10 protein-coding genes are annotated in these 17,268 nt (G+C 71.7%); 9 read left to right on the top strand and 1 reads right to left on the bottom strand.

Annotated features, from left to right (window positions below; all coding sequences use genetic code 11):
* On the bottom strand, positions 1–1,197 hold a 1,197-nt coding region (locus MXD60_RS13510; protein WP_248819399.1), incomplete at its 3' end, for a S8 family serine peptidase.
* Positions 1,198–1,753: 556 nt separating this feature from the next.
* Between MXD60_RS13510 and MXD60_RS13515 the strand changes: the two genes are divergently transcribed.
* The 9 genes from MXD60_RS13515 (at position 1,754) to MXD60_RS13555 (ending at position 17,063) form a co-directional block, all read left to right on the top strand.
* A complete protein-coding gene (locus MXD60_RS13515; RefSeq protein WP_248819400.1) occupies positions 1,754–3,883 on the top strand; it encodes an HAD-IIIC family phosphatase in 2,130 nt (709 codons plus the stop codon).
* Positions 3,884–4,120: an acyl carrier protein gene (locus MXD60_RS13520; RefSeq protein WP_248819401.1), complete on the top strand. Its 237-nt coding sequence runs from the start codon at positions 3,884–3,886 to the stop codon at positions 4,118–4,120.
* The gene (locus MXD60_RS13525; protein ID WP_248819402.1) at positions 4,110–4,775 is read left to right on the top strand and encodes a serine O-acetyltransferase; all 666 of its coding nucleotides are present in this window, start codon (positions 4,110–4,112) and stop codon (positions 4,773–4,775) included. The genes MXD60_RS13520 and MXD60_RS13525 overlap by 11 nt, the downstream gene beginning before the upstream one ends.
* Before the next feature lie 191 nt (positions 4,776–4,966).
* On the top strand, positions 4,967–8,155 hold the full coding sequence (locus MXD60_RS13530; protein WP_248819403.1) for a DUF4062 domain-containing protein: 3,189 nt from the start codon (positions 4,967–4,969) through the stop codon (positions 8,153–8,155).
* Between the two features lie 241 nt (positions 8,156–8,396).
* Positions 8,397–9,425 (top strand): NAD-dependent epimerase/dehydratase family protein, encoded by a 1,029-nt coding sequence (locus MXD60_RS13535; protein ID WP_248819404.1) that lies wholly within the window; start codon positions 8,397–8,399, stop codon positions 9,423–9,425.
* On the top strand, positions 9,422–10,003 hold the full coding sequence (locus tag MXD60_RS13540) for a dTDP-4-dehydrorhamnose 3,5-epimerase family protein (RefSeq protein WP_248819405.1): 582 nt from the start codon (positions 9,422–9,424) through the stop codon (positions 10,001–10,003). Before MXD60_RS13535 ends, MXD60_RS13540 begins: the two co-directional genes overlap by 4 nt.
* 308 nt (positions 10,004–10,311) lie before the next feature.
* Positions 10,312–11,619 (top strand): class I SAM-dependent methyltransferase, encoded by a 1,308-nt coding sequence (locus MXD60_RS13545; protein WP_248819406.1) that lies wholly within the window; start codon positions 10,312–10,314, stop codon positions 11,617–11,619.
* A gap of 1,660 nt (positions 11,620–13,279) precedes the next feature.
* Entirely contained in the window at positions 13,280–15,268 is a 1,989-nt protein-coding gene (locus MXD60_RS13550) for a hypothetical protein (protein ID WP_248819407.1), read from the top strand.
* Positions 15,269–15,503: 235 nt separating this feature from the next.
* The gene (locus tag MXD60_RS13555) at positions 15,504–17,063 is read left to right on the top strand and encodes a Wzz/FepE/Etk N-terminal domain-containing protein (protein WP_248819408.1); all 1,560 of its coding nucleotides are present in this window, start codon (positions 15,504–15,506) and stop codon (positions 17,061–17,063) included.
* Positions 17,064–17,268 lie beyond the last annotated feature (205 nt).

Raw genomic sequence — 17,268 nt, forward strand, 5'->3', positions numbered from 1 at the left:
ATGCAGAGCGGGGGAGTGGGCTCGGAGATGTGAATAAGAGACCGGGCCGGACGCCCCCGCCGGGCCGGCGGCGTCCGCGCTCGCCCCGGCCGGCGGCTGGCCGGGCGCCCCCCACCGGCTCGGCACGGCCAGCAGCGGGTTGCGGGTGACCACCGGCACGGGCCGGGTGAGGGCCGCGACCGGGTCGACGATCCCGAAGCCGAACTCGACGTCACGTCCGGGCGGGCCCGCGTCCCGGGCGGTGGCGAGCAGCCGTTCGATCACGTTGGGTGCGTCCAGCTCGGGTCGGGCCGACCGGATGAGCGCGACCACCCCGGAGACGATCGCCGCCGAGTTCGAGGTGCCGGAGCCGGTGTCCAGACCGTCCGGCGAGACCCTCGTCGGCACCGGCGCGCGGACACCCGGCGCCGGCGCGGCGATGACGGCCTGGGCACCCCGGACGGAGCCGTGCCAGAAATCACCGTGGGCCGTCGATCCGGTGACCGCGACGACGCCCGGGATGTTCGCCGGCGAGTTGATGTCGGTGTCGCCGGTGTCGATGTCGCCGGTGTCGGTGTCGCCGGTGTCGATGTTGCCGGCCGAGGCGACGACCACGACGTCGTGGGCGAGGGCGTAGCCCACGGCTTCCCGTTCGTCCGCGGTGGCCGCGCCGGCGGAGCCGAGGGACAGGTTGATGACGTCCGCGCCGAGGTCGATGGCGCGGTGGATGGCGACGGCGACCTCCGTGGAGTCGGCCTCGGCGCCGGTCGAGACAGGCAGGATCCGCGCGTCCGGCGCGATGCCGCGGACCTCGGGCGCGTCGGCGGTGGCGCGGCCCGCGATGATGCCCGCCATCGCCGTGCCGTGGCCGTCGGGATCGTCGTCGCGCCAGCCGTCGGGGGCGGCGTCCGGCGCCGCCGCGGCGCCGCGGACGAGCTGGCCGCGCAGCTGGGGGCTGGTCGCGTCGACCCCGCCATCGATGACGGCGACGACGGTGCCCGCACCTCGGCTGATCCGTTGGGCCGCGGCCAGTCCGAGCACGGCCTGGTACCACTGCGCCGCTGGCGCTGGCGCTGGCGTGGCGGGCTGAGCACCTGGGCCGGTCGGGGCGACGGCGCCCGCGGGTGCGGGCAGCGCGAGCAGGACGACGAGCACGCCCACGAACAGCGGCGCCCACCGGGCGGGTGCGGCCCCTCGAGGCCTGGCGGCGTGCTGCATGTGGACAGACCTGTCTGAGGGCGGAGCCAGCCGATGCCGGAGCGGTGGACGGCCGAATGTCCGGATTGATGGGCAACGGGGTGGCTCGGGTGGCGAGGGGTGGGGGTTGCGGCTGATGGTCGACAAAGGCGTGCGGGAGTCGCGACGGTCGGGTCGTGTGAATGGAGTTTTCCATATGTCCGGGGCTGTCTCAGTGCGTGTCAGCAAATGGATAGATCTCGACCGATTGATCGAATGTTGTGTATCCGTCGGCCATCCAGCCCTGTTTGGCGGAGCTCTCGGCCGGTGAGTCCGCCCAGCTCAGCGGCGTGATCGCGCGGCGGCCGCGGTTCTGCGCATCGGCGTTCGCCGGAGGTTCGGTCGCGGTCGCGGGTGAGAGTCGCGGGCCGGGCGGGAGGGGTGAAGGGGCGTTTCGCGGGTTTCGGCGACGTTTCGCGTCCTCATCGCACCTCTCGGCCGGTCCGAACGTTCGGTTCGAACCAACTCTCACGTGAGGGTAGAGTTTGGGCGGTCGGGTGCGGGTGCCGGAACGGGTGACTCCGAAAGGGGCCACAGGATGATCGAAACGGGGGATGCCGCGGTGGGGGTACGTCCGGGCACGATCGAGCGGATCCGGGGCGCTGACGCCGCCGAACCGGCGGCCGGGATCGAGCGGGTCGCCGTGGCGCGGGCCGCCGTCGCCGAGCTGACCGGGCGCGCCGCCAGGAGCGAGCTGCCGAGCGCGAAGCTCTGCCGCGATCTCGCCATCGCGCACGAGCGCGCCGGAGATCCGGCCGGAGCCGTCCGGTGGTCCCTCGCCCTCACCGACACCGACGCCGACCTCGGCGCCTGGTCGGCGGCCGCCGGGGTGTTGCGGCGCTGCCTGCCGCGGACCGCGGCGCTGCCGCGAGCCGCCCGGGTCGCCGTCCTCGGCAGCTACACGACCTCCCAGTTCACCGCGCTGCTCCCGCTGGCCGCCGCGCGGGCCGGGGTCGCCGTGGAGACCTACGAGTGCGGCTACGGGCAGTACCGCCAGGAGATCCTCGACCCGGGCAGCGAGCTCTACCGCTTCGCGCCGGACGTCGTCGTGCTCGCGGTGCACGCGGGCGATGCCGTCCTGCCGGCGGTCAGTGAACGGCCGGACGCCGCCGTCGCGGCCGAGGTGCACCGCTGGACCTCGCTGTGGGAGACCCTGCGCGCCCGCTGCGGCGCGCGGATCGTGCAGCACGCGTTCGCCCTGCCCGCCGAGGTAGCGCTCGGCCACCTGGCGCTGCGTACCGCCGGCTCGCGCCCCACCCTGCTCACCCGGGTCAACGCCGAGCTCGGTCGGGCCGCCGGAGACGGGGTCGCGCTCGTCGACTGCGACCGGCTGGCCGCCGACGTCGGGCGACGAGCCTGGTTCGATCCGCGCTACTGGAACCGCGCCAAGCAGGCGGTGGCGTTGGACCAGGTGCCGCTGCTTGCCCGGCACACCGCCGCCGTGATCGGTGCCCAGCTCGGGGCCAGCCGCAAGTGCCTCGTCCTCGACCTCGACAACACCCTGTGGGGCGGGGTGCTCGGGGAGGAGGGCCTCGCCGGGATCGCGCTCGGCGACGGCCCGCTCGGCGAGGCGTTCGCCGCCGTGCAGGACTACGCGGTGGAGCTGAAGGAACGCGGGGTCGTGCTCGCCGTGTGCTCGAAGAACAACGACGCCGACGCTCGCGAGGCGTTCGAGCGCCATCCCGGCATGCGCCTGCGGCTCGACGACATCGCCATGTTCAGCGCCTGCTGGGACGACAAGCCGACCCAGCTGCGCCGCATCGCCGCCACGCTCGGTCTCGGTCTCGACGCCCTCGTCCTCGTCGACGACAACCCGGCGGAGCGCGAGGCCGTCCGCCAGCTCGTCCCCGAGGTCGACGTCATCGCTCTGCCCGCCGACCCGCACGGCTACGTCCGCGCGCTGGCCGACTACCCGTTCTTCGAGACGACCGCGCTGACCGCGGAGGACGCGGCCCGCACCGCCACCTACCGGGCCCGCGCGGAGTTCGCCGCCGCCGAGGCCGCCGCGACGTCGCTGGAGGACTTCCACCGCGGACTGGACATGACGGCGACCGTCGTGGCCCTCGACGAGCTGACGCTGCCGCGGGTCGCCCAGCTTGTCGGCAAGACCAACCAGTTCAACCTGACCGGCCGCCGCCGCAGCGCGGAGGAGATCGCCCGGCTGGCCGCGGAGTCCGGCACGGCCGTGCTCTGTCTCCGCCTCGCCGACCGGTTCGCCGACCACGGGCTCGTCGCCGTCGCGATCGGGGTGACCGAGGGTGACGCCCTGGTGGTGGACACCTGGCTGATGAGCTGCCGGGTCATCGGCCGCACGCTGGAGGACGAGGTCGCCGGACTGCTGCTCGCCGAGGCCCGTCGGCGAGGGCTGGCCCGGGTCACCGGCCACCACCGGCCCTCACCGAAGAACGCCCTGGTTGCCGGCCTGTACCCGCGGCTCGGCTTCCATCGCCTGGAGGTACCGGACGACCCTGCCGCGCCGGGAACGACCCACTGGGCCCGGTCGGTGGAGGAGCCCTACGCGTCCCCGGGGCTGCTGCGGGTCGTCCTCCCGCCCGTCGACACCCGGGCGGCGACCGCGGGCGGCCAGCCGGCCGTGCCGAGCGCGCCGTCCCGCCAGATCTTCGCGCAGCCTCGTCCGCAGAGCACACGAGAAGAGGTGTCCAGGTAAATGGTCCAGAACCGACTCCAGCAGATCTTCCGGGAGATCTTCGCTGACGATGATCTCGTCGTCAGCGACGCGATGACCGCAGACGACGTGCCCGGATGGGACTCTCTCGCGCACATCAACCTGATCTACGCCGTCGAGCGGGAGTTCGCGATCCAGATCGCCGATGACAGGCTTGCCAGCTTCGCCACCGTGGGTGACATGCGCGAACACATCGAGGAGCTCAGTGGTGTCCACTGAGACCGGCCATGCCCGCAACGGCACCACGCCCGACCACGATCCACGACCCGTGACCACCCCCGTGCCGAACACCTTCGGCGACACCCCCGCCGAGGCCGCGACGCACCAGCCGGCCGATCCGCGTGACGCCTCCGAACTGGGCCTGCGCGAGATCCTCAAGGAGGACCTCCGCCGGCACTACGGCTCGCTCGCCCACCCTGGCTTCCACGTGCTCGCCGTGTACCGCATCGGCCAGTGGCGGCTGGGCCTGCGCGGCCCGCTGCGCTCCGCGGTGACCGTCTTCTACAAGGTGGTGAACAACCTCATCATCCGTAACCTGTACGGAGTCGAGCTTTCCGAGCAGGCGCGGATCGGCCGCCGCGTGCACATCGGCCACACCCAGACGATCCTGATCCCGCCCCACTGCGAGATCGGCGACGACTGCACGCTGCGCCACAACCTGACCATCGGCTACGCCGGCGGCTCGGCGCAGCCCGAGGACGTGGCGAAGGTCGGCGCCCGGGTGGAGCTCGCCCCCGGCGTGCACCTCATCGGCCGCATCACGATCGGCGACGACGCGAAGATCGGTCCCGGCTCGATCGTCATGACCGACGTCCCCCCCGGCTCGACCGTCTTCGCCGCCCCCGCCCGCGTCATGAAGCCTGCCCCCCGCTGATCACGGAGTTCCGGCAGGATGTTGTTCCAACAGACCGCCCGACTCCGCGCAATACCCACTCGTAAGGAGAAGCGGGGAGGCGAGTAGGTAGATTGCCTGCCGGTCACGTTTAGTGAGTCTGGGTGACGTCGGCAGACAACCCCGATCATGGTGGAGTGTCGGGTGGCATACTCTCAGGCTATGTGGGGGGCATGGCCGTATTCGGTCCGGTTCGTGTCGTGACCGGTGAGTCGTTGCCGACGCCGCGACGATACCTCGGCGTGATGGTCTCAAGTACCTTCCGGGATCTGCGGGACCATCGTGACGCGGTGATCCAGGCGATCCTGGGTAATGGGCTGCACCCCATCGCGATGGAGCATGACTCGGCGCTGCCCGATGTCACTGTGGTGGAGTCCTCCTTGCAGAAGGTCCAGGACGCCGCAGCTTACATCGGCATCGTCGGGTACAGCTACGGGCAGGTTCGCAGTGCCGCCGAAAATCCGCAGGGATGGTCGTTGACGGAGCTGGAGTTCCGGGAGGCGCGCCGCCTCGGTCGGCCAACACTGATCTTTATCATGAGTGGAAAACACCCGGTGCCGCTGGCCGCGGTGGAGGCGGGCCCGGAGGAATTTGGAAAGCTGGCGCTGTTCCGCGAGGAGGTCAAGCGCGCGAGCAACGACTCGTCCGTGGAGCGGGTGTACCGGGAGTTCGACAGCCTGCAGGAGTTCAAGGAAGCGGTCATCCATTCGGTTGCCGAGCTTCGCCCTCTCCTCGACGCGCGTGCCGCCGAAGAGACTGCCCAGAGGAACTGGGCCGGCCGCGACGAAACGCGCGGTATTCCGACCCCGCCGGAGCCCTGTGCTGACCCCCCCTACATCGGTGGGCAATGTTTCGTCGGGCGGGCGGACCAGCTGGGAATACTCGGCGACTGGGCCGCGCCGGCAGACCACGCCCCGGTGCTGCTGTTCGACGCGATCGGCGGCACCGGAAAAAGCGCGCTGACCTGGGAATGGTTCTCCCATCGCGCCACGGATGTTCGCGGGGACTGGGCGGGGCGGTTCTGGTACTCCTTCTACGAGAAGGGGGCGGTGATGACCGATTTCTGCCGCCGGGCCCTGGCCTACATCACTGGCCGGCCGCTGGACGACTTCGCGAAGGTGAAACAGGCCGACCTCACCGACCAGCTGCTCTGGCAGCTCCGGCGCCGCCCATGGCTGTTGGTCCTTGATGGCCTCGAACGTGTTCTCGTCGCTTACCACCGCCACGATGCGGCCCAGCTCAGCGACGAGGAGGTTGGCACCAGAGACATCATCGCCGCCCGTGACCCTCGAGCGGCGATCCGTCCCCTCGATGAGGAACTGCTGCGCAGGCTCGCGGCTGCCGGGCCGTCGAAAATCCTGATCACCTCGCGGTTGGTGCCGCAGGCGCTGCTCGGCCCCGCCGGCCGGCCGATCCCCGGCGTGCGCTGCGAGACGTTGCCCGGCCTCCAGCCGGTCGACGCGGAAGCCCTGCTGCGGTCGTACGACGTCGACGGCGACTCGGGCACCATCCGCGGCTATCTGCACCGGCACTGTGACTGCCACCCACTCGTGACGGGCGTCATCGCCGGCCTGGTCCTGAACTATCCACGCGCGCACGGCCAGTTCGACCGGTGGGCTGCGGACCCCGCCTACGGCGGCGGCCTCGACATCGGCGGCCTCAATCTCGTCGGCAAGCGCAACCACATCCTGCACGCGGCCATCGACGCGCTCCCCGAGCCGGATCGACGACTGCTGTCCATGCTCGCCCTGCTGTCCGAGGCAACGGACTACGACACCATCGAGGCGCTCAACCCCCACCTGCCCGCCGAACCCGACTCCGTCCCCGCGCCGGAAGAACCAGAGGACGATCCTGGCTGGGCGGACATGGCAGCGGGGGATCGCGTCGCCGCGCGTGCGGGGTACGAGATTCAGGCAAGGGCACACCATGCGTACCTGGAGGCCCGCCGTGCGTGGGAGCGATCTGTGGATCGGGCCTCGGCAGCACAGCGACTTGATGACACGGTGGGGGAACTGGAGAAGAGGGGTCTGCTGCAGATAGATCGGCGCAACAGTCGGTATGACCTGCACCCGGTCGTGCGTTCTGTCGCCGCCGGGCTTCCCACCGGCGACCGTGACCTCCTCGGCCAGCGGGTTATCGACCATTTCTCGTCCCGGCCCCAGAACCCCTACACGGCCGCCGAAACCATCGACGATCTACGGAACCCCCTGACCGTCATCCGCACCCTCCTACGCCTGGGCCGGTTTCCCGAAGCATCCCTTGCCTACACGGGTGAATTCGCGGATGCCCTCTTCGGCGGGCTGGAGGCGTACGCTGAGATGCTCGCCCTGCTGCGCCCCTTCTTTACCCACGACTGGACCACTCCGTCCCCCGAGCTGGACGCGAATCACCAGAGCCGGCTGGTCAACGACGCTGGTCTCGCGCTCGGTAACCTCGGGGAGCACGGTACCGCGCTCGCCGCCAAAGGTGCAGGGCTGAAGATCGACCTCACCGAGCGGAATTGGAGATATGCACGTGTTGGGCTTAGCAACTGCGCGGGGGAACTTGCTCACCAGAATCATCTCGCCTCTGCTGGACGCCTCCGCGTTCTCGCTCTTGGACTAGCTGAACACATCGGTGGCGGTGATTCGTTCTACCCGCGACTGGACATGTGTGACGCGTATGTAGTTTCTGGGCGGATGGATGACGCCGAACGGACGTGGGCAGAGTTCAGTCTGAAATTCCGAGACTTGTCCGAGCGGTCTGTACAAGCCGGGGCCGCCGTTTTTTCGCATGCCTGCTACCTGTTCGAGCGAGGTACTCTCACCGGCGAGGACCTGAGCCAAGCGGTGGGGATCGCAGCGGCCCGCGGTGCTCGTAGATATCTCCGTGGGCTGCAGCTGCTTCGCGGCTGGTGGTTGGTGGATCGGGGCCAGTGGGCGGACGCGGCAGACAGTCTCGAGACGGCCGTGCGCATGGCTCGCGAGGTTGAGGTCACCGATGCTGAGGCCGAAACCCTGCTCGCCCTGGCCCGCCACCACCTCGGCCGGCTGGCCGACCCCCGTACCGAAGCCGAGCGTCTTGCCGCGCTGCGCGAGCCGGCGCACCTGCACCTCGCGCATCTCTGGCAGGCCATCGGCGACACCGAACAAGCGATCTGCCAAGCCCGCGCCGCCTATCGATATGCCTGGGCGGACGGCGAGCCGCACGTCCGCCGCCACGACCTGAACCGGGCCACGGCGCTGCTGCACTCCCTCGGCGTCGAGATCCCCCGCCTTCCCGCCTACGACCCGGCAACCGACCCACCTCCCGACTGGGAGGAACACGCCACAGCACTTGTCCACGACCTGCTTCGCAGCGAAGACGCACAGTCCGAATCGTGAGACACGCCAGGTGGGCGAGCCCGAGATCGGTGCTGGGTAGTAGCGGGGCGTGGGCAATGCCGCACGGACAGTGGTAGATGCGCCGCGGGTCGTCACCCGTCGAATCGGCAGGGTCCGTCCAGGTTGGCGGGAAGACGGCGGCGGCCCGCAGGCGGGATCCACTCGGTACCGTTTGGGGCCGGAGCGGGTAGCCCGGTCGGGCTACCCGGCGCCGTGCTGCCGAGATGGGGAGGACTCGCGGATGAAGGTGCTCGTGACCGGCACGGAGGGGTACCTGGGGTGCCTGCTCGCGCCGGAGCTGATGCGTGATGGCCATGAGGTCATCGGTGTCGACACCGGCTACTACAAGTACGGCTGGCTCTACCGGGGGACGGACCGCACCGCGCAGACCCTCGACAAGGACCTGCGCCACCTCACGGTCGAGGACCTCGCCGGAGTCGACGCCGTCGTGCACATGGCCGAGCTGTCCAACGACCCGCTCGGCGCGCTCGCCCCGGACGTCACCTACAAGGTCAACCACCTCGGCTCGGTGCGGCTGGCGAACCTCGCCAAGCAGGCCGGCGTCCAGCGGTTCGTCTACATGTCGTCGTGCAGCGTCTACGGCGTGGCGACCGGCGAGGACGTCACCGAGACGTCCCCGGTCGACCCGCAGACCCCGTACGCCGAGTGCAAGGTGTACGTCGAGCGGGACGTCGCGCCGCTGGCCGACGACTCGTTCTCGCCGACCTTCCTGCGCAACGCCACCGCCTACGGCGCGTCCCCGCGGCAGCGGTTCGACATCGTGCTCAACAACCTCGCCGGGGTCGCCTGGACCACCGGCGAGATCGCGATGACCTCGGACGGCACGCCGTGGCGCCCGCTGGTGCACGGCCTCGACATCGCCAAGGCGATCCGGCTGGCGCTGGCCGCGCCGCGCGACGTCATCCACAACCAGATCTTCAACGTGGGCGACAGCGAGCAGAACTACCAGGTGAAGGAGATCGCCGACGCCGTCGCGTCGGTGTTCACCGGCTGCAAGCTGAGCTTCGGCGACAACGGCGGCGACAACCGCAGCTACCGGGTGAACTTCGACAAGATCGCCAGCACGCTGCCCGGGTTCTCCTGCGACTGGAACGCGCTGCGCGGCGCCCAGCAGCTGCACGAGGTGTTCACCGCTATCCAGCTCGACGCGGAGACCTTCACCGGCCGCGGCCACACCCGCCTCAAGCAGCTTGAGTACCTGATCGGCACCCACCAGCTCGACGCCGACCTGTTCTGGACCACTCCGTGATCATCGCGCCGACGGCGATCGCCGGGGTGTGGACCGTCGACGCCGAGCCGTTCGCCGACGAGCGCGGGCTGTTCGCCCGGATGTTCTGCGCCGAGGAGTTCGCCGCCGCCGGTCTCACCGTCGAGGTCGCCCAGTGCAGCGTCGCGTACAACGCGCACGCCGGCACGATCCGCGGCATGCACTGGGCGGCCGAGCCGGTCCGCGAGACCAAGCTGGTCCGCTGCACCCGCGGCGCGCTGCTCGACGTGATCGTCGACCCGCGCCCGGACTCGCCCAGCTACCTGCGCCACGTCGCGGTCGAACTGACCGCGGACAACCACCGGGCGCTGTTCATCGACGCCGGCCTCGCGCACGGATACCAGACGCTGGTCGACGCCACCGAGGCGACGTACCAGATGAACGTCCCCTTCACCCCGGGACACGACCGTGGGCTGCGGTTCGACGACCCGCGTCTCGCGATTGCCTGGCCGCTGCCGGTCTCGGTCGTCTCCGCCAAGGACCGGGCCTGGGAGCTCCTCCCGCCCGAGCCGGCCGGCGTCGGGTCCGCGCCGGCGGGCGTCGCCGGCGCGGGCGCCTGACCGCCGCGCCCCACCCTTCCGCCTCCCGCTCACCTGCCACCTGCCATCCGCCACCTGCCATCCGCTGGCCGTCGGCCCGGGGACGCCGTGTTGACGGCGTTGTCGCCGCCATCGGCCCCCGTTGTCCCGCGGTTCGGCCGCCCTGCGAAAATCGGGTGCGGATGGTGCTCGAGGCCGTCACATCGCCGCGATGTGCGGTCCACCGGTCGGGCCGTCGGGGCCGACCGGCATACCCGTACCAGCCGCCGAAAGGCGTGGCCGTGCTGGTCGCGGGCGTATCGATGTCGACATCTCACCAAGGGGAACGCATGTCATCCGGAACCCGGGCCGAGGGCGGCGCAGCCGCCGCGAACCAGCAGCCGGCCGCCGCCGGCGGGATCGCCACGCCCGTCACCTCCTGCCGGTCCTGCGCGGGGCCGGCCCCGCGGCTGTTCCTCTCGCTGGGGTCCACGCCGATCGCGAACCGCCTGGTCCGCGCCGACGCCCTCGACGCCACCGACCCGTCGTTCCCGCTCGAGGTCGGGTTCTGCGAGTCCTGCGCGCTGGTGCAGCTCACCCACGAGCTGCCGGCCTCGGAGATCTTCGACGAGGACTACCCGTACTTCTCCTCGTTCTCCGACATGCTCGTCCGGCACTCCGAGAAGCACGTCATCGACCTGATCGCCAGCCGCGACCTCGGCCCGGACAGCCTCGTCGTCGAGGTGGCCAGCAACGACGGCTACCTGCTCAAGGCGTTCGTCGAGCGCGGCATCCCGGTGCTCGGCATCGAGCCGACGCCGGGTCCGGCCGCCGCCGCCCGCGAGGCCGGTGTGCCCACCCGCGAGGAGTTCTTCGGCGCGGACCTCGCCCGCCAGCTTGTCGCCGAGGGCCTGAAGGCGGACGTGATCATCGCGAACAACGTGATGGCGCACGTGCCCGACCTCAACAGCTTCGTCGAGGGCTTCTCGATCCTGCTCAAGGAGGACGGGCTGGTCGACGTGGAGAACCCCGGCGTCGGCGCGCTGCTGGCCCACACCGAGTTCGACACCGTCTACCACGAGCACTTCTGCTACTTCTCCACGATCGCCGTGGAGGCGCTGATGCGCCGCAACGGCCTCGCGGTCGTCGGCGTCCAGGAGTTCGCCGACCTGCACGGCGGGACGCTGCGCTGGAGCATGGGGCACGCCGGCACCGCCGAGCCGGCCGAGTCGGTCGCGGCCCAGCTCGGCGCCGCGCGCGAGGCGGGCCTGGACTCCTTCGACCGGTACGCGAGTTTCGGTGACGCCGTCCGCACGGTCCAGGACGAGCTGGTCGAGCTGCTGCGCGGGCTGCGGGCCGAGGGGAGGACGGTCGCCGCCTACGGCGCGGCGGCCAAGGGCGCGACGTTGCTGAACTCCAGCGGCATCACGACCGACCTCCTCGACTTCGTGGTCGACCGCAACATCCACAAGCAGGGCCGCTACGTCCCCGGGGCGCGCCTGCCGATCCTCGACCCGGCCGTGCTGCTGGAGCGTCAGCCCGACTACCTGCTGTTGTTGGCGTGGAACGTGAAAAAGGAGATCATCGCCCAGCAGGGCGAATACGCCGCCCGCGGTGGCCGGTTCATCGTGCCGGTACCCCGCCCGGTTGTGCTTTAGGCGGTTCCTGGATGGTAATGGAGTCGGGTCGTCGTGATGTCCGCCCGCGGCCGGCCGGGCCGCGGGCGCCGGGCCGGCATCGCCGGTCGGGAGAGTGCGTATGACGAATATCGACGTGGACCTGCGGTCCTCCGGTTGGGCGGAGGATCCGCCGCCCAACCGGTCGGCCGAACCCGTCGAGAGGCACCACCCCGACTCCCCGCTCGACGGCCCGGTTCCCACCGGCCAGCCTGACCCCGCCGCCGGCGCCCCCGGCCGGCCATCCGCCACCTCCGACCGGCGCTACCTGGGCTTCGAGGTCTCGTCGCCGACCCCGCCGGACGGCTCGGCCGTGCGCATGAACGGTCCCGCACCCCCCGGCCGGGCGGCGCCGGAGCGCAACGGCCAACACCCCGACCGGCCGCCGCCCGGGTCCTGGAACGGCGTCCCCCACCCCGCCCCGGCCCCGGGCGCGGTCCCGCCTCCGGCGGCGGGGTCGGGACCGGCCGTGGAGCGATGGCAGTCTCAGCCCGCCGCGGAGCAGCGGCAGTCCAGGCCCGTTCCGGAGTACTGGCAGTCCGGGGGCGCCGCGGAGCAAGGGCAGTCCAGGCCCGTTCCGGAGTACTGGCAGTCCGGGGGCGCCGCGGAGCAAGGGCAGTCCAGGCCCGCTCCAGAGAACTGGCAGTCTCAGCCCGCCGCGGAGCAGCGGCAGTCCAGGCCCGCTCCGGAGAACTGGCAGTCCAGGCCGGCCGCGGAGCCATGGCAGCGCGGGCCGGCCGCCGAGCAACGGCCGTCCGCGTCCGCCGCCCGGCCCGCGACCCCGCCCTCCGCGCCGTCCGGACCTGGGGCATCTGGCCCGGCCGCGCCGCCCGGCGGGCGGCGGATGGGACGGATTCCCGCTGTGGGCCGGCCGATCACGGGGCCGCGCGGCTTCCCCCCGCCTCCGCAGGTTCTCGCCAATGGCGCGTCGCCCGGCCCGCCCCCACCCGCCGCGGCGCGGCAGGCGCCGCCCGCGCAGCCGCCGGCACCTGCTGACGGTTGGCAGAACCCCGTGTCGGGCGGCCGGCAGCCGGGCCCACCTTCCCCTGCCGGCGCGAATGGCCATCTGCCGACCTCGGGCCCCGGAGCGCGTGGCTATCAGGCCGGATGGGTTCCCGCGGCGGATGGGCCCGCACCAGGCCAGGTTCCTGGTGCGGGAGTTCACCCGTCCGGTCAGGCAACGCACGGAGGCGGGGCGCCGCGAAGCCCGGTGAGTCGTCCGATGGGGAGGCTTCCGGCCGTCAGCCGACCCGCGGCGCCGCCGAACCTTCCCCCAGGCTCGGCCGGGACCGCCGGCCGGCCACCCACGTCGCCCACGACCGCCTACCCGGCGAACGGCGCGACCGGAGCGCGGGCCTGGCCGCCCGGCGCGCCCGGCCGGCCGGCCAGCCCCCAGGGCCGTGGCGCACCGGCCGCGAGCCCCGGCGGGGGTGAGCACCTGAGCCCACCGCCCGCCCAGGCAGTGGCGCCAACCCGGGCACCCGGCCCTTCCGCGGCGCGTCCAGCCGGACCCGTTGCCAGCCCAGGCTGGGAAGTCGGCACCGCGTCGCCGCCCTCCGCCCAGCCGCCCCAACCCCAGCCGCCCGGGCACCAGCCTCAGCCTCAACGGGACCAGCGGGTGCCGCGTGGTCGGCCGTCGGAGGTGTTGCTGCCCCATGCCCTGACCTCGACCATCGATCTCAGCGCGCTGCAGGCCCGCCTGCGGGCGGAGCACACCGCGGTCATCGCCCGGGTCCGGGAACCGGTGTCCCGGCGCGGCGGCGCCGGGAGGGCGGATCCGGAGTCGACCCAGGTGGTGTCACGCGGCCTGGTCGCCGGGGGAGTACGGGAGAGCGCGGGGCGTGGCCGACACCGGGGAGCTACCGGCCCCCGGGCCCGCATCGGGGACGACGACCTCGCCGCCGTCCGGTATGGCGCAGACCCCGAGCTCGACGACGTCGATGCCGACGGTGACGCCGACGGCGGACCGGCGCAGGACGGCGGCACCCGGTCGAAGGCATTGTGGACGATGGCCGACCAGGCCGTGTCCAGCGCGACCAACGCGGCGATCTCGTTCCTCATCGCGCATCAGGTCACCGATGTCGAGTACGGCGCCTTCGGGGTCTCGTACACCCTGTTCGCCCTCGTGATCGGCCTGTCCCGGGGCGCGACCTGCATGCCGCTGAGCATGTTCTACTCCGGCAGGTCGAAGTCGCAGTTCCGGGCGGCCGCGTCCGCCACCACCGGCTCGTCGCTGGTGTTCGGCATCGCCGTGGGGGCGGTGTTCGTTCTCGCCGGCCTCGGCATCGGGGGGTCGGTCGGGTCGGCCCTGCTGGCGATGGGTGCCGTGCTGCCCGGTCTGCTGCTACAGGACGCGTGGCGGTTCGTGTTCTTCGCGATGGGCCGGCCGGTCGGCGCGCTCATCAACGACCTCGTGTGGGCGGCCGTCCAGGTTCTCGGGATCTGGCTGCTGGTCCATCGGGGGGTGACCCAGTCGTCGCCGCTTGTGCTGGCCTGGGGGGCGTCGGCGATGGTCGCCGCGTTCGTCGGCGTCGTCCAGGCGGGGTTCTGGCCGGCGCCGGGGGCGACGAGGAGGTGGCTGGCGGAGAACCGCACGGATGCCGGCTATCTCGCGGCGGAGTTCCTCACGGTGCAGGGGGCCCTGCAGACGTCGATGCTCGCGATCGGCGCGGTGGGGTCGCTCTCGACGATCGGTGCTCTGCAGGGAGCCCGCACCCTGCTCGGGCCGACCACGGTGGTCGGGGTCGGGGTGGTGAGCTTCGCGCTGCCGGAGTTCTCCAAGCGCACCTCGATGGACCGGCGGGCGCGGGAACGGGCCGCCTGGGCGCTGTCCGGGGTGGTGGTCGGCGTCGGCGCCGCCTGGAGCCTGATCTTCTACCTGCTCCCCGAGCGGTACGGCCACGCGCTGCTGGGGGACAGCTGGGACGGCGTCAAGGCGATCCTCGGCCTGTCGATCCTGCACTACCTCGCCGCGGGAGCGCCGGTCGGACCGGCCTGCATGATCTACGCGCTGGGCAAGACCAAGACTACTTTCCGGATCAACGCGGCCTTCGCGCCGGTGCTGCTGGCCTTCCCGGTCATCGGCGCGGTGGTCGGCGAGGCCCGCGGGGCGGTCATCGGGTTCAACATCGCCTTCTGGGCGCTGGTCCCCGTGTGGTTCGTGCTGCTGCGCCGGCTGGCACAGCAGCACGATGAGGAGCAGGCCGCGCTGCGGCAGCCGGCACCGGTGGCCTCGCGGCCGGCGGGGAGGCGGCCCCGGCGGGCGGACAATCCTGCTCCCCGCGAGGTCGCCTGGCCTGACGATCCGGCGGGCACCGGTGGGTGGCCCGTCGGTGCGGACGGTTCACAGCGTGGTGCCAGGTCCAGCCCAAAACGATGGGATGCAATTAGCTCGACAAAAGTCAGGAAGGCTGACGTGCCGGAAGAGTTGCGACGTGACGCGCCTCGGACGCAGCATCTGCGGATGGAGCGTGGTGCCAACATGTCACGGTTGAGGGTAGGCGATTCGGAGCGCGGTATCGCCGGCATGGATGATGGGTCTGGTAGAGCCCGTGCCCGGCCCGATCGCCGGGGCGCGGACGAGCAGTGGGGCCGCGCCACGGGCCCGCGACATGGCAGGCGCGACTCCTGACTGCCATCGCTGCGCCAGTCATAGCTATGACCGTTTACTTTCCGCTATCGGCTATGCTCGCAAATCGGTTCGTCAGATCTAGACCGTGGATCCGGCAATCGCGCCGGATGCTCCTGTGGGGGGCTACATTGAGTCCGCTTCACGTCCTGTTGGAGGTGCCGGTGCGTCGTTCCGCCGGATCTCCTATCCGTGTGCGGGCCGGGTCCGCCTGGTCCGAAGCCGGGACGGAGGCGTCATGAGCCGCACATCACAGCCCGCCGGCGAGACGAGCCGGGCACCGTCCGCGCCCTCGCTGCTGCGCATCCTGCAGCCGCGCCTGCTGATCATCGTCATCGTCGTGGTGATCTTCGCAGCGCTCGCGGCGATCTACTCGAAAGCCCAGTCGGCGACCTACACCGCCAGCGCCCGGGTCTTCCTGTCGACGGACTCCCAGATAATCGGCGGGTCCACGGTCGACGTGACGCGTTACGTCCAGACGCAGGCGCAGTTCGCGCAGTCCTCGGCGGCCGTCGCCGACATTGCCAAGAACCTGAAGCTGACGGACGGCGAGGTCACGGACCGGCTCACCGTCACGCCGTCGGACTCGGGCTACTACTTCGTCGTCAAGGGCAAGGGGTCGACCCAGGACGCGGCCATCTCGCTGGTCAAGGCGGCCGAGTCGTCCTACAGCACGCTGCTGACGAGCTATGGCGCCAACAGTCAGGCGTCGGTGGACGCGCTGACCAAGCTGCGTGACCAGCTGGTGGCCCAGAACGCCACGACTCAGACGGCTGGCGGAGCGAACGACGTCACGGTCCGAAACGCCCAGATCACCGATCTGAACAATCGGATCGCCACGGCACAGACCGCAGTGGTGCTCGGCAGCGCCGCGATCAAGCTGGCCGAGCCGCCGGTCGCCGGCGGCCAGTCGGGGCCGGTCCTGCTGCGCAACACGCTCGTCGCGGCGCTGGTGGGTCTGCTCGGGTCGATCGCCGCTATCTGGATCATGTACCAGCGGCGGCCGACGATTCTCGACCCGCACAACCCGTCCGACGCGCTCGGCGTTCCGCTGATCGCCGCGCTGGAGCCGGGCCGCACGACCGCGAGCGCGGCCGAGACCCTCGTCTCGGCGATGTCGGCGGTGATGTCGCCGACCAGCAAGGTCGTGGCGTTCACCCCGGCGTCGCGCGGTGACCTCTCCCCGGACCTCGTCGCCTCGGTCGCCGCCGCCTGGTCGGACGACCAGGGTGTGGTCCTGATCCTCGACACGTCCCCGTCGTCGGAGGTGCGGGCCTCGCTGGAGGGGCTGCCCCGGCCGACCTCAGGGGAGCTGCCCCGCTGGGCGCACGAGCCGACCTGCCTGGCCCGCTCGTCGGGCACCGGGCGCGGGCACATCCTCTACAACCGGGTGTCGCCGGCGCGGGCCGCCCGTCCGGGCGGTCTCGCCCCGATCCTCGCCGACCGCGCGCCCGTCGTCGACCTGGTCATCCTGGTCACCTCGGCGCTCGCCGAACTGCCGATGACCGCTGCCTCGGCCATCCAGGCCGACGCCGTCGTCGTCATCACCTCCTCCGAGACGCACCTCAAGGAGTTGGAGCAGGTGCCGCGGGACTGGCCGGCGCTCGCCGAGCGGGTCGTCGGCGTCGTCCACGACGGGCGCACCGGCATCCGTCGGGCCGTCGGCACCACCCCGGAGCGGCGCTCCTCGGTGGAGCCGATCACGTCGAGCTCCACGGTCGGTGACAACGGAGCCCCGCCCAAGCGCGGCGGCGCCGACGCGGAACCCACCGACCGCTACGCCCGCCCGGCCCGCTAGACCGACCCGGGGCCCGCTCAGGCCCGGCACGCGAACAAGACCCGGCCCCGCTCACCGCCAGCTGCGGTGAGCGGGGCCGGGTCCGTTCCAGCGGCTGCTGGTCCGCTGCCCGCGGACGCGCACGGACCGTTGCCGGGCGGCCACGATGACCGGGCGTGGTCGACGCGGGCTTGGGCGATCATGCCTGCGGGTCGCCGTGGTCCCT

The sequence above is a fragment of the Frankia sp. AgB32 genome, from assembly GCF_023243045.1.
In the GTDB taxonomy this organism is placed as follows: Bacteria; Actinomycetota; Actinomycetes; order Frankiales; family Frankiaceae; genus Frankia.